This is a genomic window from Halopiger aswanensis (assembly GCF_003610195.1).
Taxonomy (GTDB): Archaea; Halobacteriota; Halobacteria; order Halobacteriales; family Natrialbaceae; genus Halopiger; species Halopiger aswanensis.
Window position 1 is genome coordinate 79,040 of record NZ_RAPO01000006.1, and the last position, 20,883, is coordinate 99,922.

Annotated in this window: 18 protein-coding genes and 1 tRNA gene; 9 read left to right on the forward strand and 10 right to left on the reverse strand. The window is 67.4% G+C overall.

Annotated features, from left to right (window positions below):
* Positions 1 to 239 precede the first annotated feature (239 nt).
* Positions 240 to 1,418: a tubulin/FtsZ family protein gene (locus tag ATJ93_RS21600; protein WP_120246745.1), complete on the forward strand. Its 1,179-nt coding sequence runs from the start codon at positions 240 to 242 to the stop codon at positions 1,416 to 1,418.
* Between the two features lie 260 nt (positions 1,419 to 1,678).
* Positions 1,679 to 2,365 (forward strand): 2-phospho-L-lactate guanylyltransferase, encoded by a 687-nt coding sequence (gene cofC, locus ATJ93_RS21605; RefSeq protein ID WP_120246746.1) that lies wholly within the window; start codon positions 1,679 to 1,681, stop codon positions 2,363 to 2,365.
* A gap of 24 nt (positions 2,366 to 2,389) precedes the next feature.
* Here the strand turns inward: cofC and ATJ93_RS23850 are convergent, their stop codons facing one another.
* The gene (locus ATJ93_RS23850) at positions 2,390 to 2,548 is read right to left on the reverse strand and encodes a hypothetical protein (RefSeq protein ID WP_170155629.1); all 159 of its coding nucleotides are present in this window, start codon (positions 2,546 to 2,548) and stop codon (positions 2,390 to 2,392) included.
* A 120-nt stretch (positions 2,549 to 2,668) separates the two neighbouring features.
* On the opposite strand from ATJ93_RS23850, the gene cofG reads away from it, so the two are divergent.
* Positions 2,669 to 3,844 (forward strand): 7,8-didemethyl-8-hydroxy-5-deazariboflavin synthase subunit CofG, encoded by a 1,176-nt coding sequence (cofG, locus tag ATJ93_RS21610; protein WP_120246747.1) that lies wholly within the window; start codon positions 2,669 to 2,671, stop codon positions 3,842 to 3,844.
* A gap of 93 nt (positions 3,845 to 3,937) precedes the next feature.
* The gene (locus ATJ93_RS21615) at positions 3,938 to 4,906 is read left to right on the forward strand and encodes an AAA family ATPase (protein WP_120246748.1); all 969 of its coding nucleotides are present in this window, start codon (positions 3,938 to 3,940) and stop codon (positions 4,904 to 4,906) included.
* Here the strand turns inward: ATJ93_RS21615 and ATJ93_RS21620 are convergent.
* Genes ATJ93_RS21620 through ATJ93_RS21640 form a run of 5 tightly spaced genes read right to left on the reverse strand, consistent with a single transcriptional unit; the run spans position 4,892 to position 11,298 of the window.
* Positions 4,892 to 6,325, reverse strand: coding sequence for a hypothetical protein (locus tag ATJ93_RS21620; protein WP_120246749.1), 1,434 nt, complete (start codon positions 6,323 to 6,325; stop codon positions 4,892 to 4,894). The two genes, ATJ93_RS21615 and ATJ93_RS21620, sit on opposite strands and share 15 nt — an antisense overlap.
* Positions 6,322 to 7,719, reverse strand: coding sequence for a DUF58 domain-containing protein (locus ATJ93_RS21625; protein ID WP_120246750.1), 1,398 nt, complete (start codon positions 7,717 to 7,719; stop codon positions 6,322 to 6,324). Before ATJ93_RS21625 ends, ATJ93_RS21620 begins: the two co-directional genes overlap by 4 nt.
* Positions 7,716 to 8,462, reverse strand: a complete 747-nt coding sequence (locus tag ATJ93_RS21630; RefSeq protein WP_245977783.1) for a DUF7269 family protein — start codon at positions 8,460 to 8,462, stop codon at positions 7,716 to 7,718. Before ATJ93_RS21630 ends, ATJ93_RS21625 begins: the two co-directional genes overlap by 4 nt.
* Positions 8,459 to 10,204 (reverse strand): DUF4129 domain-containing protein, encoded by a 1,746-nt coding sequence (locus tag ATJ93_RS21635; RefSeq protein ID WP_120246751.1) that lies wholly within the window; start codon positions 10,202 to 10,204, stop codon positions 8,459 to 8,461. The genes ATJ93_RS21630 and ATJ93_RS21635 overlap by 4 nt, the downstream gene beginning before the upstream one ends.
* A complete protein-coding gene (locus tag ATJ93_RS21640; protein WP_120246752.1) occupies positions 10,201 to 11,298 on the reverse strand; it encodes a M48 family metalloprotease in 1,098 nt (365 codons plus the stop codon). The genes ATJ93_RS21635 and ATJ93_RS21640 overlap by 4 nt, the downstream gene beginning before the upstream one ends.
* Before the next feature lie 226 nt (positions 11,299 to 11,524).
* Between ATJ93_RS21640 and ATJ93_RS21645 the strand changes: the two genes are divergently transcribed.
* Together ATJ93_RS21645 and mptA are read left to right on the forward strand one after the other, a co-directional pair.
* Positions 11,525 to 12,778, forward strand: a complete 1,254-nt coding sequence (locus ATJ93_RS21645) for a tRNA (N(6)-L-threonylcarbamoyladenosine(37)-C(2))-methylthiotransferase (protein ID WP_120246753.1) — start codon at positions 11,525 to 11,527, stop codon at positions 12,776 to 12,778.
* 567 nt (positions 12,779 to 13,345) lie between these two features.
* Positions 13,346 to 14,281 (forward strand): GTP cyclohydrolase MptA, encoded by a 936-nt coding sequence (mptA, locus tag ATJ93_RS21650; protein WP_120246754.1) that lies wholly within the window; start codon positions 13,346 to 13,348, stop codon positions 14,279 to 14,281.
* 8 nt (positions 14,282 to 14,289) lie between these two features.
* Here the strand turns inward: mptA and ATJ93_RS21655 are convergent, their stop codons facing one another.
* Positions 14,290 to 15,093 carry a TrmB family transcriptional regulator gene (locus ATJ93_RS21655; protein WP_120246755.1) on the reverse strand — a complete coding sequence of 268 codons (804 nt, stop codon included), beginning with the start codon at positions 15,091 to 15,093 and terminating at the stop codon, positions 14,290 to 14,292.
* A gap of 79 nt (positions 15,094 to 15,172) precedes the next feature.
* Positions 15,173 to 16,846, reverse strand: a complete 1,674-nt coding sequence (locus ATJ93_RS21660) for a DUF255 domain-containing protein (protein ID WP_120246756.1) — start codon at positions 16,844 to 16,846, stop codon at positions 15,173 to 15,175.
* 154 nt (positions 16,847 to 17,000) lie between these two features.
* Here ATJ93_RS21660 and ATJ93_RS21665 point away from each other — a divergent pair, with 154 nt between their 5' ends.
* Both ATJ93_RS21665 and ATJ93_RS21670 read left to right on the forward strand, forming a co-directional pair.
* Positions 17,001 to 17,654, forward strand: coding sequence for an FxsA family protein (locus tag ATJ93_RS21665; RefSeq protein ID WP_120246757.1), 654 nt, complete (start codon positions 17,001 to 17,003; stop codon positions 17,652 to 17,654).
* A 68-nt stretch (positions 17,655 to 17,722) separates the two neighbouring features.
* Positions 17,723 to 17,796: transfer RNA gene (locus ATJ93_RS21670), tRNA-Ile, on the forward strand.
* 275 nt (positions 17,797 to 18,071) lie between these two features.
* On the opposite strand, the gene ATJ93_RS21675 is transcribed toward ATJ93_RS21670, so the two are convergent.
* Both ATJ93_RS21675 and ATJ93_RS21680 read right to left on the reverse strand, forming a co-directional pair.
* Entirely contained in the window at positions 18,072 to 19,139 is a 1,068-nt protein-coding gene (locus ATJ93_RS21675; protein ID WP_120246758.1) for an anthranilate phosphoribosyltransferase, read from the reverse strand.
* A gap of 114 nt (positions 19,140 to 19,253) precedes the next feature.
* On the reverse strand, positions 19,254 to 19,646 hold the full coding sequence (locus tag ATJ93_RS21680; protein ID WP_120246759.1) for a hypothetical protein: 393 nt from the start codon (positions 19,644 to 19,646) through the stop codon (positions 19,254 to 19,256).
* Positions 19,647 to 19,841: 195 nt separating this feature from the next.
* On the opposite strand from ATJ93_RS21680, the gene ATJ93_RS21685 reads away from it, so the two are divergent.
* Positions 19,842 to 20,882 (forward strand): GIDE domain-containing protein, encoded by a 1,041-nt coding sequence (locus tag ATJ93_RS21685; protein WP_120246760.1) that lies wholly within the window; start codon positions 19,842 to 19,844, stop codon positions 20,880 to 20,882.
* Position 20,883 lies beyond the last annotated feature (1 nt).

Here is a 20,883-nt window from a genome sequence, read left to right on the forward strand (position 1 = left end):
CGTACTGGCCCGTTAATCAGATATTACTCGAGTCTCCGAAATCGACACGACCTGTTGAGAAGTATAAAGACGTTGGCCACTATCGGCCAGAAGTATTTTCTGTGCGCGAGAATCGGGCTGAAAATCGTCGCTGGCGACTTGTTTCGATCGATATTAGATTGTGCGAGAAATTCACATCATAGAAAGACTTATGCCCTTCATCACTCTGTTACCAATTCAACGGAGCCCCCTGACAAACAATGAAGCTGGCGATGATCGGATTCGGACAGGCTGGTGGCAAGATCGTCGATCGATTCCTCGATTACGACGATCGAACGAACAGCGGGATCGTCCGCGCGGCGATCGCTGTCAACTCTGCGAAAGCAGACCTCATCGGTCTTGACAATATTCCACAGGAGAACCGTGTACTCATCGGGCAGGCCCGCGTGAAGGGCCACGGGGTGGGTGCAGACAACGAACTCGGCGCGGAAATCGCCGAAGAGGACATCGACGAGGTCCAGAACGCGATCGACTCGATCCCGACCCACGAGGTCGACGCGTTCCTCGTCGTCGCCGGGATGGGCGGCGGCACGGGCTCGGGCGGCGCGCCCGTCCTCGCGAAACACCTCAAGCGAATCTACACGATCCCGGTCTACGGACTGGGTATTCTTCCGGGCACGGACGAGGGCGGCATCTATACGCTCAACGCAGCCCGCTCCTTCCAGACGTTCGTTCGGGAAGTTGACAACCTGATGGTCTTCGACAACGACTCCTGGCGACAGACCGGCGAGTCCGTCGAAGGCGGCTACGAACAGATCAACGAGGAGATCGTCCGCCGGTTCGGCATCCTCTTCGGCGCCGGCGAGGTCGGCGACGGCGAGGAGGTCGCAGAGAGCGTCGTCGACTCCTCCGAGATCATCAACACGCTCTCGGGTGGTGGCGTCTCAACTGTCGGCTTCGCCAGCGAAGAGGTCGACATGAACACGGGCGGCGGCCTCCTCTCCCGGTTCACCGGCGACGACGGCGGCGACGACGACCTCGACGCGGCGAACACGACCAACCGCATCACGAGCCTCGTCCGCAAGGCCGCGCTCGGTCGCCTCACGCTCCCCTGCGAGATCGAAGGCACCGAACGCGCGCTGCTGGTGCTGTCCGGTCCCTCGGAGTACTTGAACCGGAAAGGCATCGAGCGCGGGCGGAAGTGGCTCGAAGAGGAAACGGGCAGCATGGAAGTCCGCGGCGGCGACTACCCGCGCGACGAACCGGAAGTGGCCGCTGCAATCCTGCTCTCGGGAGTCACCAACGTCCCGCGAATCAAGCGCCTGCAGCAGGTCGCGATCGAGGCCCAAGACAACATCGACGACATCCAACAGGAAAGCGAGGAGAACCTCGAGGAACTCGTCGAAGACGACGAAGACGAACTCGAGCCGCTGTTCTGAGCGGCCGAGGTTCGATCGATTCGGACGGGAAACGGTGCAGTGCGGTGCAACGCGGTACAACGCGGTGCAGTGCGGTTCGATTGCCGACGACCGGAGGAGACGGCGATCGTGTCGGGGGGCACGCAGACGGTGCAATAACGGGATAGCGCGCGACGAGCCCCGGACGGGAACGGCCGACGGGCACTGCGCCCACGCGTTCGGTCCGACTCGTCCCGGAGTTCGACGTTCTTTTAGGCGGGTACGATCAATTCTCGGCGACCATGCGCGTCGTCGTCCCGTTCGCCGTGGAGTCACCAAAAACGCGACTCAGCCCCGTGCTCGCCGACCGCGAGCGCCGGTCGTTCGCGCGGGCGATGCTCGCGGACGTCCTCCGCGCGATCGTCGCGGCGGGCTACGAGCCGACCGTGCTCGCGACGGCGCCGATCGATCTCGAGGCGGACTTCGACCTCACGGTTTCCGATGAAGTCCGCGAAGCCACGACGATCGAGGTCGACGACCGATCGCTTACCGAAGCGGTCAACGCCCGACTGCCGGCCGGGGAGGCCGGGAAAGACGACGGGACGACCGACGACGCCGTCGGCGTCGTCATGGCCGACCTCGCGCTGACGACGGCCGACGCCCTCGAGCGCTTGTTTTCCGGCGACGCGGACGTCGCGATCGCTCCCGGGCGGGGCGGCGGGACGAACGCGCTCGCAGTTCGTCACCCCGAGTTTCGGGTGGACTATCACGGCGCGTCGTACCTCGATCACCGCGAGATCGCCGCGGATAGCGGACTAACTGTCGAGACGGTGGACTCTTTCCGACTGGCGACCGACATCGACGAACCGGACGATCTGGTCGAGGTGCTCATCCACGGCACGGAGCACGCGCCGACTAGACTCCGATCGTTCGGCTTCGAACTCGAGGAGCGGGACGGACGCGTCACCGTCGCTCGCAGCGCCGACTGAATACGGCCGGCGGACGGAATGAAATTAGTCGGCTGCCGTGTCGCCGTCGGGGCGCGCCCAGCGTCGGAGACGATCCGCGTACGTTCGCAGGCTGAGTCCCGCGATGAACGACAGGAAACTCGGCACCAGAATCCAGAGGAGGTCGGGGTGTTCCGACCCGGTGTGTAGTACAGCGTCGAGCATACACGTTCGCTAAGGGCCACCGGTACCATAAAGGGCGGCGATCCGATCGCCCGGAATCACGGGGAACGGCCTCGGCGGGACGGAAAGGGCTTATGTGCGACGCGCCGACACACGGAGGTAATGATTCCCGGGGCGAGCGAGTACGGCGTCGGTATATCGATCGACGACGCCGCCATCGACGAGTTGCTCGAGGTGACGCCGGCCGACGTCGAGTCGCCGTCGGCGTTGACCTTCGCGCGCAACGTCTTCGTGCCGCTGACGACGGCGTGTCGCTACACCTGTACCTACTGTACGTACTTCGACCCGCCGGGACAGGCCTCCCTGCTCTCGCTCGAGGAGGTTCGCGAGATCTGTCGCGAGGGCGCCGCCGCGGGCTGTACGGAGGCGCTGTTTACCTTCGGCGACGACCCCGACGACCGCTACACCGAGATTCACGACCAACTCGCGGAGTGGGGCCACGACTCGATTCACACCTACCTCCGCGAGGCCTGCCAGGTCGCCCTCGACGAGGGACTCCTCCCCCACGCCAATCCGGGCGACCAGACCCGCGAGCAGATGGCGGCCGTCGCGGACGTCAACGCCAGCATGGGCGTGATGCTCGAGACGACGGCCGAGGTCCGGGCTCACGGCGGCCCGCGAAGTAAGCAGCCGGGCCAGCGCCTGCGGACGATGCAGAACGCGGGCGAACTCGACGTCGCGTTCACGACCGGCATCCTCGTCGGCGTCGGCGAGGACTGGCGCGACCGAGCGGAGAGCCTGCTCGCGATCCGCAAGATGCACGAGCGCTACGACCACATTCAGGAGGTGATCGTCCAGCCGGTCGTCGAGAACGAGCGCTGGTCCGAGGGCTCGCCCGACCTCGAGACGATGCGCCGGGTGACGGCGATGGCTCGGGCCGCCCTCCCCGAAGAAGTCTCGGTGCAGGTGCCGCCGAACCTCGCGCCCGCGCGGGACCTGATCGACTGCGGCGTCGACGATCTGGGCGGCGTCTCTCCGGTCACGGACGACCACATCAATCCCGACTACAAGTGGCCCGCGCTGCGCGAACTCGAGGAGATCGCCGCGAGCGCCGAACTGCCGCTGGGCGAGCGGTTGCCGGTCTACGAGCGGTTCCTGCCGGCCGACCTGCGGACGGACGGGTTCGACGGCGTGTCGGCCGACGGCACCGCGGGTGCCGCGGGCGAGCGCGATCCCGACGCCGACCGCGAGTGGCTCTCCCCGACGATCCGCGAGGCGCTGTCGGCCGACGACGACGCCGGCCGGCGGTACCGGGCGGTGCTTCGCTCGAGCGCCTGAGTCGTCCGCTGGCCATCGGTCATCGCGGCCGACCCATCGTGTCAACTACCGAGAGGTATAAGTCCGCGTAGGTTCCGGTATCCGGTACGCCACATGTCAGTCCCCGACGCCGCGGCGACCGCGGAGAGCGTCGTCGACGAAATCCTCTCCGCCGTCGTCGCCGACGAAACCGTTCTGAAAGAGATCACCGCGGGCTTGCTCGCCCGCGGCCACGTCCTCCTCGAGGACGTCCCCGGCACGGGCAAGACCCTCACCGCCCGCTCGTTCGCGACCGCGCTCGGCCTCGAGTTCTCCCGAATTCAGTTCACGCCGGATCTGATGCCCTCCGACGTCACCGGTTCGTACGTCTTCGAGGAGGAGACCGGCGAGTTTCACTTCACGGAAGGCCCGGTGTTCGCGAACGTCGTCCTCGCCGACGAGATCAACCGCGCGCCGCCGAAAACCCAGTCCGCGCTGCTCGAGGCGATGGCCGAAGACCAGGTGACCGTCGACGGCGAGACCCACGAGCTACCGGATCCGTTCATCGTCATCGCGACGCAGAATCCGGTCGAACAGGAGGGGACCTTCGAACTCCCGGAGGCCCAGCGCGACCGCTTCATGATCAAGACCTCGCTGGGCTACCCCGATCCGGAGGGGACGCGCGAGTTGATCGACCGGCGGGCCGACCGCGACCGTCCCGATCCGACCGTCGATCCCGTCATCGACCTCGAGCGCGTGCGCGACCTCCAGGAAGTTCCGGAGACGGTCACCGTCGACGATCCCGTTCGCGATTACATCGGTCAGGTCTGTCGTGCCACCCGGCGGGACGGCCGCGTCGACGTCGGCGTCTCGCCGCGGGGCGTCCAGCGGCTATTCGAAGCGAGTCGAGCCCGCGCCGTCCTCGAGGGCCGCGAGTACGTCGTCCCGGACGACGTCAAGCACATCGCGCCGGCCGCGATCGCCCACCGGCTCGTGTTGACGCCGGAGGCGAGCGTCGAGGGTGCCTCCCGGCGTGCCGTCGTCGAATCGGTGCTGGATCAGGTCGAGGTGCCGGCGATGGACCCCGACTCAGCGGAACAGTAGCCAGGAGCCGGCCAGTACCGCGCTGAAAGCAGCGAGGACGGCGGCCGTCGCCGGAACCGACAGCGTCGGTGCGAACAGCGTCGTGACGGCGAGGCCGACCACAGCGACGATCGCACCGACGCCCGCAACCAGCGCACTCCAGCCGACGCGGACGTACTGCGGGTGGGGCGACGCTGCTGGACTGGTCCCGATATCTCGAGCCAGCACGCGGCCGTATCGGCCGATATCGTAGACGAACAGCCCCGTGGCGAGGACGACGATCGAAACAACGCCCGTTCTGAGCGCCGCGATACCCGCTCCCGTCTCGACGGTCGTCCCGATGACGACGGCACTCGCCCCGAGCGCGCCGGCGATGATGATCGACCCGCGGCCGGGGCCGAGACGGATCTCGCTCGCCGCCCGCCACTGTGCGTACGCCGCACCGACTACTCCGCCTGCGAGGAGCACGCCGGCCGTTGCCCCGCTCGCCACGGAAATAACGTCGGCTGACACGTTGACTGCACCCGCGAGCGCCAGGGGAGCGACGACGCCGAGTGTCGAGCCGGCAACGATCGGGACGACGACGCTCTCCCGCGTGCGCTCCGCCGCGGCGACCCACGCGTACCGAACCACAGCGCCGACGACGCTGGCGATGATGCCGAGAGCCGTCACGAGCGCACACGCGCCACTGACGATCGGACCATCGACGAGCGCCGCGACTACCGGCTCGAGCGGCGGAACGTACCACGAGAGGACGGTGGCGCCTGCGAGCGCGAGCGACGCGACGACGATCGCGACGGCGATCCACCCGAGCAGCCCCCGCCGGGCGCGGTCGTACGCGTCGCGGGATTCCGGCGTCGAAAACCCGGCCGGAGGCAGCATCACGATCCCAGCACCCGCGACAATCCCGGCGACGACCAGCGCGAGTATCGTTTCTCGGAGGCCGTTGACGGAGAACCACAGCGCCGTCTCGAGGATCGTCGCTCGACCGAGTTGCGAGACGGTGTCGGCGGCCAGCGCAACGGCTCCGCTGACGGCCCCGGCGATGACCGCGGCGGCGGCCGCCCGCTTGCTCGGCAGCGGCTCGAGTCCGCCGGTGACGAGGAGACCCGCGGCGAGTGCGACGACCGCGCCGAGGAGCACCAGCGCACCGGCGCCCGGGCCGCCAGCGGTTCCGAGGGCGCCGGCTGTGCCGAGCGCGGTGATCGGAAGGAGCGCCGCCGTCGCACCCACGCGCCAGTTCGAACCGGCGAACCCCGGTATCGCCGCCGCGAGGACGAGTCCGACGGCGGCGCCGGCAGCGACGCGGAGATCGAACGTCGCGAGCGCGAGCAGTCCGATCGCGGCGGCGATGGCGATCGCCCAGGCGGTCGTCGACGGCAGTCGCGGAGTCCGTGCGGGTCTCGGCTCCGCATCTATCGTAACGTCGGCGTCGCTCATCGCCGTCCCACCTCCCCGATGGCGTTGCGAAGCACCAGCCCGAGCGGCCGCTCGAGCGGCCAGTCGACGACCCGGGCGCCCTGTGCGCGGGCTCGAGCCAGCCGGCGCTTGCGATCGAGCGCCTCGAGACGGGTTGCGGTATCGTCGGCGTCGCCGTCCGCGCTCGCCGTCACGTCCGGCGAGACGACGCGGACGGCATAGCCCCGCGTTCGGAGCCCCGCGACGAGGTCGACCGGTTCGTCGTCGACGAACGAGGAGAACAGGTACACCTGCGCTTCGCCCGGCAGCGTCGTCGCGAGTTCGGCCGCGAGATCGTCCCCCGACGAGCGCTGGAAGTACTGGGGACCGTGTTCCAGGTCCCACACCTCGTCGAGCACGCGCGAAACCTCCTCGCGCGTCGCCGGATCCGTGCCCGGCTCGACGGCCTCGATGCGCTCCTCGGAAATCCCGACGACGCCGGTTGGATGTCCCTCGTCGACGAGCGCGTCGAACGTCCGCTCGGCAGCGTCCGCCGAGAGATCGACCGCGGGAATCTCGGCGGTCGTGGCCGCCCGGAGCTGACTCCGGCGCGCGTCGACGACGCAGACGACCCGCGTCGCCCGCTCGGCGCGGTACTCGACCGTCGAGAGCTCCCGCGTGGCGGCGTAGCGGCGCCAGTCGATCGCACCGACCGGGTCGCCCGGCTCGTAGTCGCGCACGGAGTAGAACTCGACCCCGCTGCCGCCCTCGTCGGTCGGCACCTCGCCCGCGTAGTCGTTGGTCGCGCTCCCGAGCGGGGCGTCGTCGACGGTCGGCGAACACCGGACGGTCTCGTCCCCCGCGACCGAGACGGTCCGGGTCTCGGTCACCGTCCCGGTCGCGTTCCGCGTCCGGACCGTCGCGTCGCCGAACGCGTGCTCGCCGCGCCGAACCACGACCTCGTACTCGAGCGTCGCGGCCTCGAGGGGCTCGAGGGTGACACACGCCCGCGGAGAGCCGGAGACGACGGACAGCCCCTCGGGGACGGCGTCGACGACCCGCAGATCGGTGATGGTCTCGCTCCCGTCGTTTTGGATCGCCGTCCGGACCGTCACGGTGTCGCCGGGGTCGGCTCGCAGGGTGCGGTTCCCGGTGTCGGCGCCGTCGTCGTCGCCGATTTCCTCGAGACCGGCGCGGCCGCCGTCAGCGGCAGCGACCGCGTCGTCGCCCTCGACCGCGAGCTCGCGCTGGAGCCGAACCATCGTCGGCTGGTGAGTCCCGAAGACGGCCGCAGCGGCGTACCACAGCGGCACCGTCGCCGCGACGATGAGCACCTGGCTCCCGACGACGAGGCCGATGCCCGCGATCGCCAGCGCCGCGGTGACTGCCCACTCGCCGCGATCGATTCGTTCGATAGTGCTCTCTGATGCGGTCATCGATCCGGGGCCACCTCCGTCGTCTCCGATTCGGTCGTCGTCGACGTCGGGGCACGTTCGCGGCGCACCTCGAGCGGCCGCGAGTCGTCGGCGATCGACTCGATCGCCGTCAGCGTCCGCCGGACGCGCCGATCGAACGCCCCGCCGGGATCGACTGCGGCCCGAAGCCGCTCCTCGACCGGCTGGCGGACGCCGTCGGCGAGGAACGCGGCCGCGATATCGTCGTCGGTCCACGTCCCCGATCGAACGGCCGCACGGGCCGCGCTCTGCTCGAGGCCGCGTTTCGCCCGCAGCGTTCGAACGGCACCGTCGGCGAGGCGCTCCCGAACTGTCCCGGTTGAGGTCCCGTCCTGACAGCGGTACCACTCGTCCGTCCCGTCCTCGAGGAGCCACGTCGTCTCGAGGGCGACGGGGCGTTCCGTTCGCGAGTGCCCCTGCTCCGGCGGCCGGTCGATATCCGCGTCCGAAAGCAGCGGCGATTCGCCCGCACTCGGGCCGGTGACCGTCGCCGCCCACCAGAGGGCGCCGAACGCGATGACGACGCCGATCGCCGGCAGGAGAACGGCGAGCGGGTAGAGCACGTTGGCTAGCAGTCCGTACGGAACGAAGCCGCCCAGCACGACCGAGGCGAACGCCAGCACGGTGCCGCCGGCGATCACCGCGACGGCGAGTCGGTCGCGATCGACCGCGGTGAGACGGCCGACCGCGCTGCGCCACAGACTCGTCGAGGATCGGCGGCTCATCGCGACGTCACCTCCTCGTCGGCGTCGTCAGCATCGTCGCCGTCAGCGTCGGCTACCGAAATCAGCTTTCTCGCCGACTCGCGGGCCTCGAGCACCCGTTCCGGGGACGGCTCTCGACGGCCGTACTCGACGTCGCGGACGATCGCGACGAGTCGGGCAACCAGGGTCGCCGGGAACCCGGACCGAAGCGCTCGTCTGGCGGCCTGCCCCGGCGTTAACGTCTCGCGGCGAGTCACCTCGAGACGATCGAGGAAGGCGTGCCACGCCGCACGGATCTCGGAGCGCGGGCCGCGCGGACCGAGCGGTTCGTCGGCCAGCGGCGGCGCGCCGCCGTCGTCGGAATCGGCGTCGTCCCCGTCACTATCTCCATCGTCGTCCCCGCCGAGCAAGTTTCGCAGCGACGAGCGACCGAGACTCGAGCCGCGGTTTCGGGACGATCCGAACAGCGACCCGATCGACAGCGAGCCGAAGGCGTGGCCGAACGACGAGAGTGACGAGCCGAGCGAGGGCGAGAGTGAGGGGAACCGTAGTCCACCGCCGAACGACGGACTCGGCAGCGAAAACCGTAGTCGCGGCATCGAGGGCAGCCGCGGCCCCTGTACGGTGAACAGGCCTGCTACCTTCGAGCCAAGCCGGAACGTGCCGTCGATCGCGCCGGCCAGTGCGGCGGCGACGCCCGACAGCACGTCTCCGAGGCCGACGACGAACCCGGACAGCCCGGCCCCCTTCCCGTCAGTCCGAGCGGCGACTCGGAGGTACGTCACGAGCGCGCCGATACCGAAGCCGGGCCCGAACACGACGATGGCCGCGAGTCGAAGGTAGAGGTCGCCGACGGTCGCCGTCGTCGTCTCCTCGCCGACCGACGCGGTGACGGTCGCCTCGTCGGCGATCGGGAGCCAGAGCCGCGTCCGTCCGTCGTCGCCTGTCATTGCCGTCCCGCCGCTCTCGAGCGTGACCGTCGCGTTCGGAATCGGCGTACCGTCGGCCGAGACCTGTACGGGTGCCGGCGAGCCGGGGAACAGTAACGGCGAGACGAACTCGACCTGCGGCTCGGCGACCTCGACGGTACGGTCGCCGGTCACCGGTTGGCGCTCGACGCGAAGGTCGGTCGGGCCGGCCTCGTCGGGAAGCGTGACGGTGGCGTAGCCGTCCTCGTCGGTCGTCGCGACCGATACACCGTCGACGAACACGGTCGCATCGGGGACCTCCGTCGAACCGACGGTGGCCGACACCTCGAATTCAGCGGTCGGTGCAGCGCCGTCGTGGGTCTCTATCGTCGCGTTCGTTTGGACGTCGACGGTCCGCGAGGCGTTATCGTCGGGGACGGAGACGGTCATCTCCTCGGCGTACGGAACGGTGGCATCGACGGATCCCCAATCTGTTTTTCCGACCGATTCGCCGTTGACTTCGACCTCCCGATCGCTGAACGTGCCGGTATCGGCGAGTTCGATCGTCACCTCGTTGCCGGGCTCGAGTTCGCCGCGGATCTCGATATCCGGCTCGAGGGCGCTGGGGGAGTCGACGGGGGTATCGTCGTCGACATCGGGCTCCTCGACCGAGAACGGGTCGTCGTCCGTGATCGAGTCCCACTCGCCGGCCGAAGACGTTCCGTTACTGCCGCCGCCGACCGATCCCGGTGGCTCGAGGCGCGGATCGGCCGCCGGGAGTGCGCTGGCGACCGCGAGCAGGCAGACGATGCAGCCGAGGACGACCAGTAGCTGGCGGGTCCCGCTCGCGCTCACGCCGATCCCTCCAGTTCCTGGTCGGCGGCGATCGTCTGCAGTCGCTCGAGTCGCCGTTCGACCGGCGGGTGCGTGCCGGTTCCCGCGGGAGCGGTCGCCGTCGCCGGCGTCGCTCCCTCGAGCCACGCCGTGACGGTCTCGCGGCGCTCGGTCGCCGACGTCGTGCTCGCTTCGTCCTCGAGGTCGGAGGCCGACCCGACCGCTCGGCCGGTGACGAGGTCGGTCGGGACGATACACAGCGCGCGCGTTTTCGCCGTGCGGAGGTCCGTGGCTGGCGGTTCGGTCGCCTCGGCGAGGGTCACCAGCGCGGTCGCGAGCGCGAGGGGCTTGCCCGTGATCCGCGCGGCGGCGTCGTCGGCGGCGAACTCCCGGGCGTGTGAGAGCGTCCGCGTGGCCCAGTCGGCGATCGTCGGGAAGACCCACAGCAGCGGCGCGACGAAGACGTAGGTCAGCGCGACCAGCGGAAGGAACCACTGCACCGCGACCCGGCCGCGGGTCGATAGCTGGCGCGGGTCGAACAGCGCCCGGCGAGCCAGCCGTGCCCAGTGGTACGCCTGGTCGGCGATTTCGACGAACAGCGTCGTGATCGTCATCAGCGTCACGTCCCGGTTGGCGATGTGGGCGATTTCGTGGGCGAGCACTGCCTCGAGTTCGTCCGCGTCGAGCGCGTCGACCAGCCCGGTCGTGACGACGATCGTCGCGTCGGTGAGCCGACCGACCGTGTAACAACTCGGCTCGTCGTCGGCGATGACGCGGACGCTCGGTTCGGGGACGTCGGCGGTCATCGCCAATCGGCGGACGGTACGGGCGACTTCGTGCTCCCCGTCGCCGGCGCGGGTGCCCGAGAGCACGCGACGGTAGCCGTAGTATACCTGCGCGAGGAGAAAGCCCGCGATCAACAGGCCGGCCGTCGGCCACGAGACCGGCAGTCGGAGGAAATCGAGCGGGGCAGTTCCGTGTTGGAGGAACACGACGGTTCCGGCGACTACTCCGGGCAGTAAGACCCCGTAGGCCCACAGCAGGACCAGGACGAACAGGGCGTTGATCGCGACGAGGGCGGCGAGGACGCCGCCAATTCGCAGACGGAGGCTCATGCGGGGAGGGCGTTATGGATACATCACGAGCACGACAGTAAAAGTCTTCCTGAAAAACAAATAGCTGCGACAGGTGCGCCGATTCGTCGCAGACGGAGACCGACTGACACATCGAGCGGGCGACCGTGAGTACCGAGGACGCACAACGAGAGCACGCGACACACAAGGCGAGCAGTGGGATCCGTCGGGCTTTTGGCCTCGCGTTCCCCAGATTGGACAACGACGAATGGCCCGGTACCACATCGAAACGTACGGTTGCACGTCCAATCGCGGCGAGAGCCGCGAGATCGAGCGACGGCTCCGCGATGCCGGCCACTACCGGGTCGACGGCCCCGAGGAGGCCGACGTCGCCATCCTCAACACCTGTACCGTCGTCGAGAAGACCGAGCGGAACATGCTCCGCCGCGCCGAGGAACTGGCCGACGAGACCGCGGATCTGTTCATCACCGGCTGCATGGCCCTCGCACAGGGCGAGGAGTTCCGCGCGGCCGACATCGACGGGCAGGTACTTCACTGGGACGAGGTCCCCCAGGCCGTCACGAACGGCGAGTGTCCGACGACGACGCCCGACGCCGAACCCATTCTGGACGGCGTCGTCGGCATCCTCCCGATCGCGCGGGGCTGCATGTCCAACTGTTCGTACTGCATCACGAAGGAGGCGACCGGCAAGATCGACTCGCCGCCGGTCGAGGAGAACGTCGAGAAGGCCCGCGCGCTGATCCACGCCGGCGCGAAGGAAATCCGGATCACGGGCCAGGACACCGGCGTCTACGGCTGGGACAAGGGCGAGCGCAAGCTCCACGAACTGCTCGAGCGCATCTGCGAGATCGAGGGCGACTTCCGCGTCCGCGTGGGGATGGCCAACCCGAAGGGCGTCCACGGCATCCGCGAGGAGTTAGCCGAGGTCTTCGCCGAACACGACGAACTCTACGACTTCCTGCACGCGCCCGTCCAGTCGGGCAGCGACGACGTGCTCGGCGACATGCGCCGCCAGCACCAGGTCGAGGAGTACGTCGAGGTCGTCGAAACGTTCGACGACCACCTCGATTACTGGACGCTCTCGACGGACTTCATCGTCGGTTTCCCGACCGAGACCGACCACGACCACGAGCAATCGATGGCCCTCCTGCGCGAGACCCGCCCGGAGAAGATCAACGTCACCCGCTTCTCGAAGCGCCCCGGCACCGACGCCGCCGACATGAAGGGGCTCGGTGGAACGGTCAAGAAGGAACGCTCCAAGGAGATGAGCGAACTCAAGCGCGAGATCGTCGCCGACGCCTACGAAGACATGGTCGGCGAACGTCGCGAGGACTGCCTCGTCGTCGAGGAGGGAACCGCCGACTCCGTGAAGTGTCGCGACTCCGCCTACCGCCAGATCATCGTTCAAAACGCGAGCGACCACGGCTTAGAGCCCGGCGACTTCGTCGACCTCGAGGTGACGGCCCACGAGACGATGTACGCGTTCGGCGAGCCGGTGTAGGCAAACGAAACGTCAAGCGAGGTTCTGGTTTCTCCCTGTTCTCCGTTCGTCCGGGTCAGACGTCGAAACCAGAGCTACTGCTGAACAGGCTGAGGCAGCAGTAATGAACCGCCGCGAGGACGGCGGTTCCCCGTCATAGCTTCATCTTGTGACCAGAGGCACTTAAAGAACGATCCGGATTAGAGCCGGTTACCGAGATGGCAGTAGCTCGAACGTAGATTCCTCGAGAACGACCGTCCTCTCGTCATAGCTCTACCTTGTGGCTAGAGACACTTAAAGCGGAGATGGGATCGGAGCAGATTTAGCGACCGATCCGTCGCTATCCCAGATAAGTGCACCCCGAGAACGGCGAGTCTCCGTCGTATCTTCACCTTATGACCAGAACCACTTAAAGAAACTCGAGCGTGGCTGCGGATCGAGTACGCTCGAACCCGAACGGGCGGATAGCTGCGACCCCCAGTCTCGCAACGACCCTGATTGGCCGCCGCTGGCGTGTGCACGTCGATAAACCGGCGGCAAACTGTTCGTTCCGAAAGGCATAATCGGCCGCTGGCCTGAGTACGGCCAATGAGTCACCAGCTTCCGGACGTGCAGGCGACGTCGCCCGACGTCACCGTCGGCCTGAGTCAAGTCGGCGTCACCGGCGTCGAAAAGCTCGTCAAGATCGCCCGCGAGGACAAGCGCCCGATCGTCCTCACCGCCGAGTTCGAGGTCTTCGTCGACCTCCCCGCCTGGCGCAAGGGCGCGGACATGAGCCGCAACATGGAGGTTATCGACGAAATCCTCGAGGACGCGACCCGCGAGGAAGCCTACCGCGTCGAGGAGGTCTGCGGCGACGCCGCCGAGCGGCTCCTCGAGAAACACGACTACACCTCGCGCGCGGAGGTCTCGATGGAGGCCGAGTTCATGCGCCGCGAGCAGACGCCCGCCAGCGACCGCGAGACCCAGCACACGGTCGATATCATCGCCGCCGCGACGGCGACCGAGGAGGGCACGCGCGAGGAGATCGGCGCCGAAGTGACGGGCATGACCGTCTGTCCCTGCTCGCAGGGGATGTCCGCCGCGCGCGCGAAGCAGACGCTCGAGGATCTGGGCGTCGACGAGGAGACGATCACGGAGTTCCTCGACGAAGTCCCGCAGCCGGGCCACTCCCAGCGCGGGCACGCGACGCTGACCGTCGAGGCGAACGGCGATCCGGACATCGACCTCAACGACATCATCGACGTCGCTCGCGACTCGATGAGCGCACGGATTTACAACCTCGCGAAGCGCCCCGACGAGGATCACATGACCTACGCGGCCCACGCGGACGCGAAGTTCGTCGAGGACTGCGTGCGCTCGATGGCCGAGGGCGTCGTCGACGAGTTCGACCACCTCGCGGACGACGCGGTCATCACGATGAAACAGTCCAACGACGAGTCGATCCACCAGCACAACGCCCACGCCGAGCGCGTCGTCGAGATGGAGACGCTGCGGAAAGAAGTCAACGGCGAAGGAAGTTAGCGTAGCTATTAAAAGGTCAGCGGCTCCGCTTCTTCCCACCGCGGGACGAACTCGTCGTGGACGCTCGCCGCGAACTCCGGATCCTTCAGATCGATCATCCCGAACGCCTCGCCCGACGAGAGCGGGTTCGGCACCTGAATACAGACCTCGACGTCGTCGATGAGGTTGAACGTCCCCGTTACGTCCTCGTTCGTCCGAACGTCGAAGTCGTCGCGAGCCTGGAGCGTCTCCCGGTACCGCCGGCCGACCCGTTCGGAGAGCGCCGGCACCATCTGTCGCGTCATCAGGACGTCGACCGACACCCCGCGGTCGAGCGCGTCCTCGAGTTGCGCGGTGACGTCCTCGCTTAGCGCCTGAACGTCCCGCCGCGGCGCCGGGTTCGCGACGACCATCACGATGTGGTCGTCCGCGGCCGCCAGTCGCTCGAGCAGGAGGTCCGTCGTTTCCTCGGGACCGACTGCGGCGGTCCAGAACTGGTCCTCGACCGGATCCGCGGCGTCGAGTTCGTCCGAAAGGTCGTCGACGATCGACTCGTACTGTTCGGCCTTCTCCTCGAGTTCGCGCTTCTTGTCGTCGAGGAGGCGATCGAGCGCGGTCGAGGGCTCGACGGCGACGTACTTCTTCGGCCGGCTCGCGGTCTGGCTCCGGACGAGGTTGTACTGTTCGATGCTGTTGAGGACGTCGTAGATCCGTCCCATCGGAACGTCGCTCGCCCGTGACAACTCCTTAGCGGTTGTCGGGCCCGTATTCAACAGCGCACGATACGCTCGCGCTTCGTACTCGGAGAGCCCGAGGTCCCGGAGACTGGCCATACCCGAAGCGATTCGCCGCCGAAATATAAACGCTATGGTGGTTTGAACTGGAAACGTTCGGACCGATTACGCGCGCAACTCAGTCGAGAACGGTTTGTACGCGCTCGCTCAACTGCTCTGGAGTTTCGGCGGGTTCGGAGACGTGGTCGCCGCGTTCGACGCGGGCCGTGCCCGCCTCGAGCGTCGCGTCCGACGCGTCGGGCACGACGACCTTCTCGTGGTCCGCCAGCCGGAGCGCCGCACGGTGGAGGTCCGAACCCGGCTCGGCCGCGACGCGGATGGCGAGCGGTCCCTCGAGCAGTCGCGAAGCTGCCGTCGCGTACCGCGCGATTTGGACGCCGAAGCGGTCACTTGCGCCGGCGAAGGCCTCGAGCGTCTCGCGGGCGTACTCGCGGTAGCGGTCGGCGTCCGCGTCGGTTTCGTCGGTTCCTTCCGTAAGTTCCGCGAGGTCGATCAGCGCGTCCGCGAACGCGACGTTGGCGTCCAGCGGTCGGAGCGGCCGGTCGAGCAGCCCAACCCCCTCTGCGGGACCGTCGACGAACGAATCCTCGTCGTGGAGGTGCTCGATCGTCGCGTCTGCGACCCGCTGGGCGTCCGCGAGGAACTCCGTGTCGAGCACGCTCGCGGCGGTCGTCAGCGCCTCGAGGGCGCGGGCCTGATTCGTCAGCAGCGGCGTCGGCGCGTCGGTCCCGTCCGCGGTGTGCTGATGCGCGACGACGCCGTCTGCCGCGAGCAGGTCCTCGCGCAGCGTGGCGAGCGCGCGCTCGGCGTAGCGACGGGCGCGTTCGTCGTCGGTGTAAGCGTAGTAGGTGAGCAGCCCGTCGATCGCGAGTGCGTTCGGCCCGGCGAAGACGCCGTCGTCGACCGGCGGTTCGTCCGCGGACGCTCGGTCGGTCGCGTCGAGGCTGTAGGCGTCGTCCTCGCCGGGGGCCTGGCTGTTGGCGAAGCCGTCGACGTCGCCGTTCCACAGCGTCGTCGTCAGGAAGTCGATCGTGCGCTCGGCGGGCTCGCGGTACTCGTTCTTGCCCGTCAGCAGGTAGGCGTTCGCGAACGCGCGCACGAGGCCGCCGTTGGAGTCCAATAGTTTCTCGCGCTGGACGCCGCCCCAGTCCCGATCGGTGGCGAAGCGGTAGAAGCCGCCGTCGTACTCGTCCAGCAGGTTTGCGCTGACCGCATCGAACGAGCGCAGCGCCATTTCGCGGTCGCGCTTGAGTGCGAACTCGAGAGCGTCGGGCAGCGGAAACTTCGGACTCTGGCCCCAGCCGCCGGCGACCTCGTCGTAGGTCTCGGTGAGCTGGCCGAGCATCGCGGCCTCGATGTCGTCGGTGAGCTCGCCGGCCGGCGGGTTGTCCTCCCGGAGCGGCCGGGGGACGCGCGCGGCGCCGCTGCCCTTGGTTTGCCACATCGTCCGGACGCTGTCGAGCACCTGGCGCATCCCGTCGGCGCCGAGGTAGCCCGCGCCCGTCAGGACGTTGCCGTCGGGTGCGAGGAAGACGGTCGAGGGGAAGCCGCCCATGTTGTACCGATCGCGCACGCGCGGGTAGCGATCGACGTCGACCCGGACGGGGACGAAGCTGTCGTTGATGTTCGCCGCGATCCGGGGCTCGGCGTAGGTTTCCGCGTCCATCTCGTGGCAGTGGTCGCACCACGTCGCGGTGAGCGAGAGCAAGACGGGGGTATCGGCCGCCGCGGCCTCGTCGAAGGCGTCCTGACCCCACTCGCGCCACTCGACGCGGGTTGCGTCGTCGTCCATACCGGGTGGTAGTGTGTCGCGGGCGTAAGGCCTTCGCTCGCGGCACGGCGGCGGTTCGAGCACCTGCTCGAGGGGCGCCGGTGGGCGACGGCCCGAATTCGTCTCCCGAAATTGAGAGTAAAGGGTTTTCACGCTTCGCCGGCTATATCGAGGCATGCTCCGGTGGATTCTGGCGTTGTTGCTCATCCCGTTCCTCGACGCCGTGTTGCTCGGGATTATCGTCACGCAGTTCAATGCGCTCACCTGGCCGCTGATGGTCCTGCTCGTCGTCCTGACGGGGCTGGTGGGCATGCTTCTGGTTCGCGCCGAAGGCCGGCGCACGATCGGGAAAATGCAACGCTCGCTGGCACAGGGGAAGCCGCCGACGAACGAACTACTCGACGGCGGGCTCCTGATCGCCGCCGGAGCGTTCCTGCTGACCCCCGGACTTGTGACGGACCTCCTCGGGTTTCTGCTCGCGGTGCCGCTAACTCGGGTTCCGATCCGCGCCCTGCTCAAGCGCTACGTGATCGTCCCCTACGCGGACAAGAAGACGGGCGGGTTCGCGAGCGGCGGCGTCTGGACCTTCGGGTTCCCGGACGACGGACGGGGCCAGGGGCCGGGAACTCCCGGCCAGGGCTCGCCCGGAAACGGACCCGGATCTGGACCCAGTACCGGCGGCTCGAGCGGCGCTGACGGCACCTACGACCTCGGAAGCGATTCCTACACCGTCAACACGGACGACCCCTCGAGCGGGGACGGCACCCGAATCGATATCGGGAGCGACGAGGGCGAGGAATCGGACGACGGCGACGGGTTCTCTCGGTAGCAGTTCCCATAGCAGGTCCGGAAAGAAACGCTTAAACATATGACCCGGCAACAAACGAGTGCAGACGCGGGCCGATAGCTCAATTAGGTTGAGCGCCACTCTGATAAGGTGGAGGTTCTCGGTTCAAATCCGAGTCGGCCCATATTCTTGCGGCGAACAAACCCGTGAGCCGCAGATATGGATCCGCGATGATTTGAACGAGAGGAGTCGCAGCCCGGGAAGCGAACGTAGTGAGCGACCCGGACCGCTTCGCGTTGTTCAAATCCGAGTCGACCCTGCTTCTCCAGCGAATTACGTCACACGCAGTAGCTTTCGGTGACGGTCTGCGTGGTCCCACGCTGATTCACGGCGCTCTGCATATCGTTTCCACTGGGACGAACTCGAGCGAGACGGGACACTGGCACCGATCGCGAGCAGTCAGAACTCGCGCAGGTCCTCGAGCACCGCTTCGGCGCTGCCGTCCGCGATAACCTCTCGAGCGCGCTCGAGGCCGTCCTCGAGGCTGTCGACGTCTTCGCGGGCGTACATGCGAAGCGCAGCGTTGAGGGCGATGGCGTCGGCGAAGTCGTCCTCGCGTTCGCCGGCCAGCACGTCCTCGGTGATGGTCGCCGAATCGGTGGCTACGTCGTCGACCTCGAGGTCCTCGTTTTCCATCTCCATGCCGTACTCGGCGGTCTCGATTTCGTAGTCCTCGAGGTCCTCGCCCGCGTTCCACTCAGCGACTTTCGTGTAGCCGGGCCGGATGTCGTCGTAGCCCTCCATCCCCTGGAAGAAGATGGCTCGCGAGTAGTCGAGTTGTTCGCTTTCCCGGATGAGGTCGGTCAGCTTCTTCGCGAACGCGAGGTGGTAGAACGACCCCAGGTGGACGTCGGCGTTCGCGGGGTTGGCGACGGTCTCGATCGTGTTGATGAACGTGCGCACGCCCATCTGATCGCGCCGGTCGTGCAGGGCGTGGACGGCGGGATTGAACGCGGGCTGGTAGTAGAAGCCGAAGCCGGTCTCATCAACCATGTCGGCGCTCGCTTCGGGTTCGAGCTCGGTCCGAACGCCGAGTTCCTCGAGGACGTGCTTGTACGCCGTTTCCTTCTGCGTGGGGACCCGGTCGCCCGAGTGGACGACGATCGGCGTTCCCGCGGCGGCGGCGACGATGCCCGCACCGACGCCGAGCAGGGCGGAGGTGTGCTTCCCGTCGTAGTTCGCACCGCAGTCGACCGGATCGGCGTCGGGTTCGGCGGTGACTACCGACTCCTCGCGCATGACGTCGGTGTAGGCCGCCAGCTCCTCGGCGTTGTTGCGCTTCCAGCGGTTCGCCAGCCAGAACGCGCCCAGCGTCGTCTCGTCCGGTTCGCCGGCGAAGATCCGCTGCAGTGCCTCCCGGGCCTGCTCGCGGGTCATGTCTTCGGCGGACTTCGGACCGGAGCCGACCACCTCGGTCATCAGCCGCTTGAGCGGCCACTCGCCGAACTCCTGCGTCGTTTGAGCCATGTACGCCGGTTCGGACGCGCGTTGCAAAAGGGTCCCGTTTCCGGCGACGTATCGGGCGTTCGACACGCCTACTGGATGAAACTGTAGAGAAGAGTACAGCCCGACAGCGACCGGTCAGTTCCGCGCCCAGTCCATGCCTTCCTCGAACGTGTTCGCCGTGTTCGTCTCGAGACCCGCCACGTCGCCGACCTGGCTCTCCAGCGCCATGTGCTTGATCCCGTCGGAGACCATCACCCACTTGGTGATGTCGTACTCGAGGCCGATGACCGCCGCTTCCTGAGCCTTCTCGAAGACGTCGGCGTTCAGCGCGGAATCCATCTTCAGCCACGAGAGATGGGCGTGAACGTTCGGTCGCGCGGCCAAGGTTTCGAATCGTTCGTTGACCTTCTCGTACTCGGATCGTTCGGAAGGCATCCCTTCGGGGAACTCGGCGATGAGCACGCCGTCTTCGACGTAGAGACTCCAATCGGATTGCGAACCGTCTCGATCGCGGTCGGATTTCGACATGAATAGCTCGTTTCGGTGGTGCACTCTTAACGGGCCTGGCCAACAGTGAACGCTGTTCCGGTAGAACCGGTCGTTGGGGTGCGCTATAGCCGCTCGGTGATCACCGCCGCGATCTGCACCCGCTCATTGATCTGCAACGCGGTCAGTACCTGTCCGATCGGTATCTTTTCGGGATCGCGGTGACATCGTCCTGCGATGACGGACGGCGGGCTTCCACTCGAGACGCTCGACCTATTCTTGCTCGGCATATTCGCGGTCGTCTCGCTGGGGCTGCTCGTCCCCGTCCACTACTCGCCGAGCGCCAGACTCGAGCGCCTCGAGCGAGATTACGGCCTCGACCGGTGGTCGGTCTGGATATGCTGCGTCGTTATCGTTTTCGCGATGACCGCCGTCGTCGCTGGCGGTCAGCCGTCGGAGGGTGTCAATCGGTTCCGCACCCGCCGTATCGCCGGTGCTGCGGCACCAGTCCTCACGACGGGCGTCTTGATGGTCGGACGGGCGATCGCTTCGATCCGCACTGCGAGGCGACTGGGTGACCTCGAGCGGACCCGTATCGGCGAACTACTACCCACAACCGCCAGTGGGACCGCCGATAACCGTGAACACGAGCAATCCGAAGCCGACGGTCGATCGCAGCTGGTTGCCCTCGAGGGAACGGCAGTTTCGACCGACGGTACCGTCGAAGCGCCGTTTACCGGAACCGAGGCACTGGTTTTCGAGAGCACGGTCTTCGAGCCCAAGGACGATTACGGCGACCCGGCCGCCGATGCTGTAGACGAGGACGACTGGCGGGCGGCGGGACTATTCGCTGAGCACGTCCCGTTCGCGATCGACGACGGTACGGGTCGCGTTCGCGTCGAACCGGCGGATGCGACGTTCGAACTCCGTCGGGTGGAGACCATCGAGGTCGCCGGCGACGAGCAAGCGCCGGAGCGGATCGAATCGCTCTTTCTAGAGACGCAAGCGCTGAACGGCACGACCCGCTCCCGCCGCTACGAGGAAGACGCCCTCGTTCCGGGTGCGCAGGTGGCGGTCGTCGGTCACCTCGAGGACGGCGTCGTCTCCAGTAGCGCGGGCAGTTCGAGCCGCTGGCGGTCGGCTCCGTTTCTCGTGGGCACACCGTCGCTGCCGGCGCTCGAGGACGAGTACCGATATCGAGTTGGGGGTGGCGTGCTCGGTCTTTGTATGAGTGCCGTAGGTCTCCTGATGCTGCTCTACGGCTTCAAAATCCTGTAAT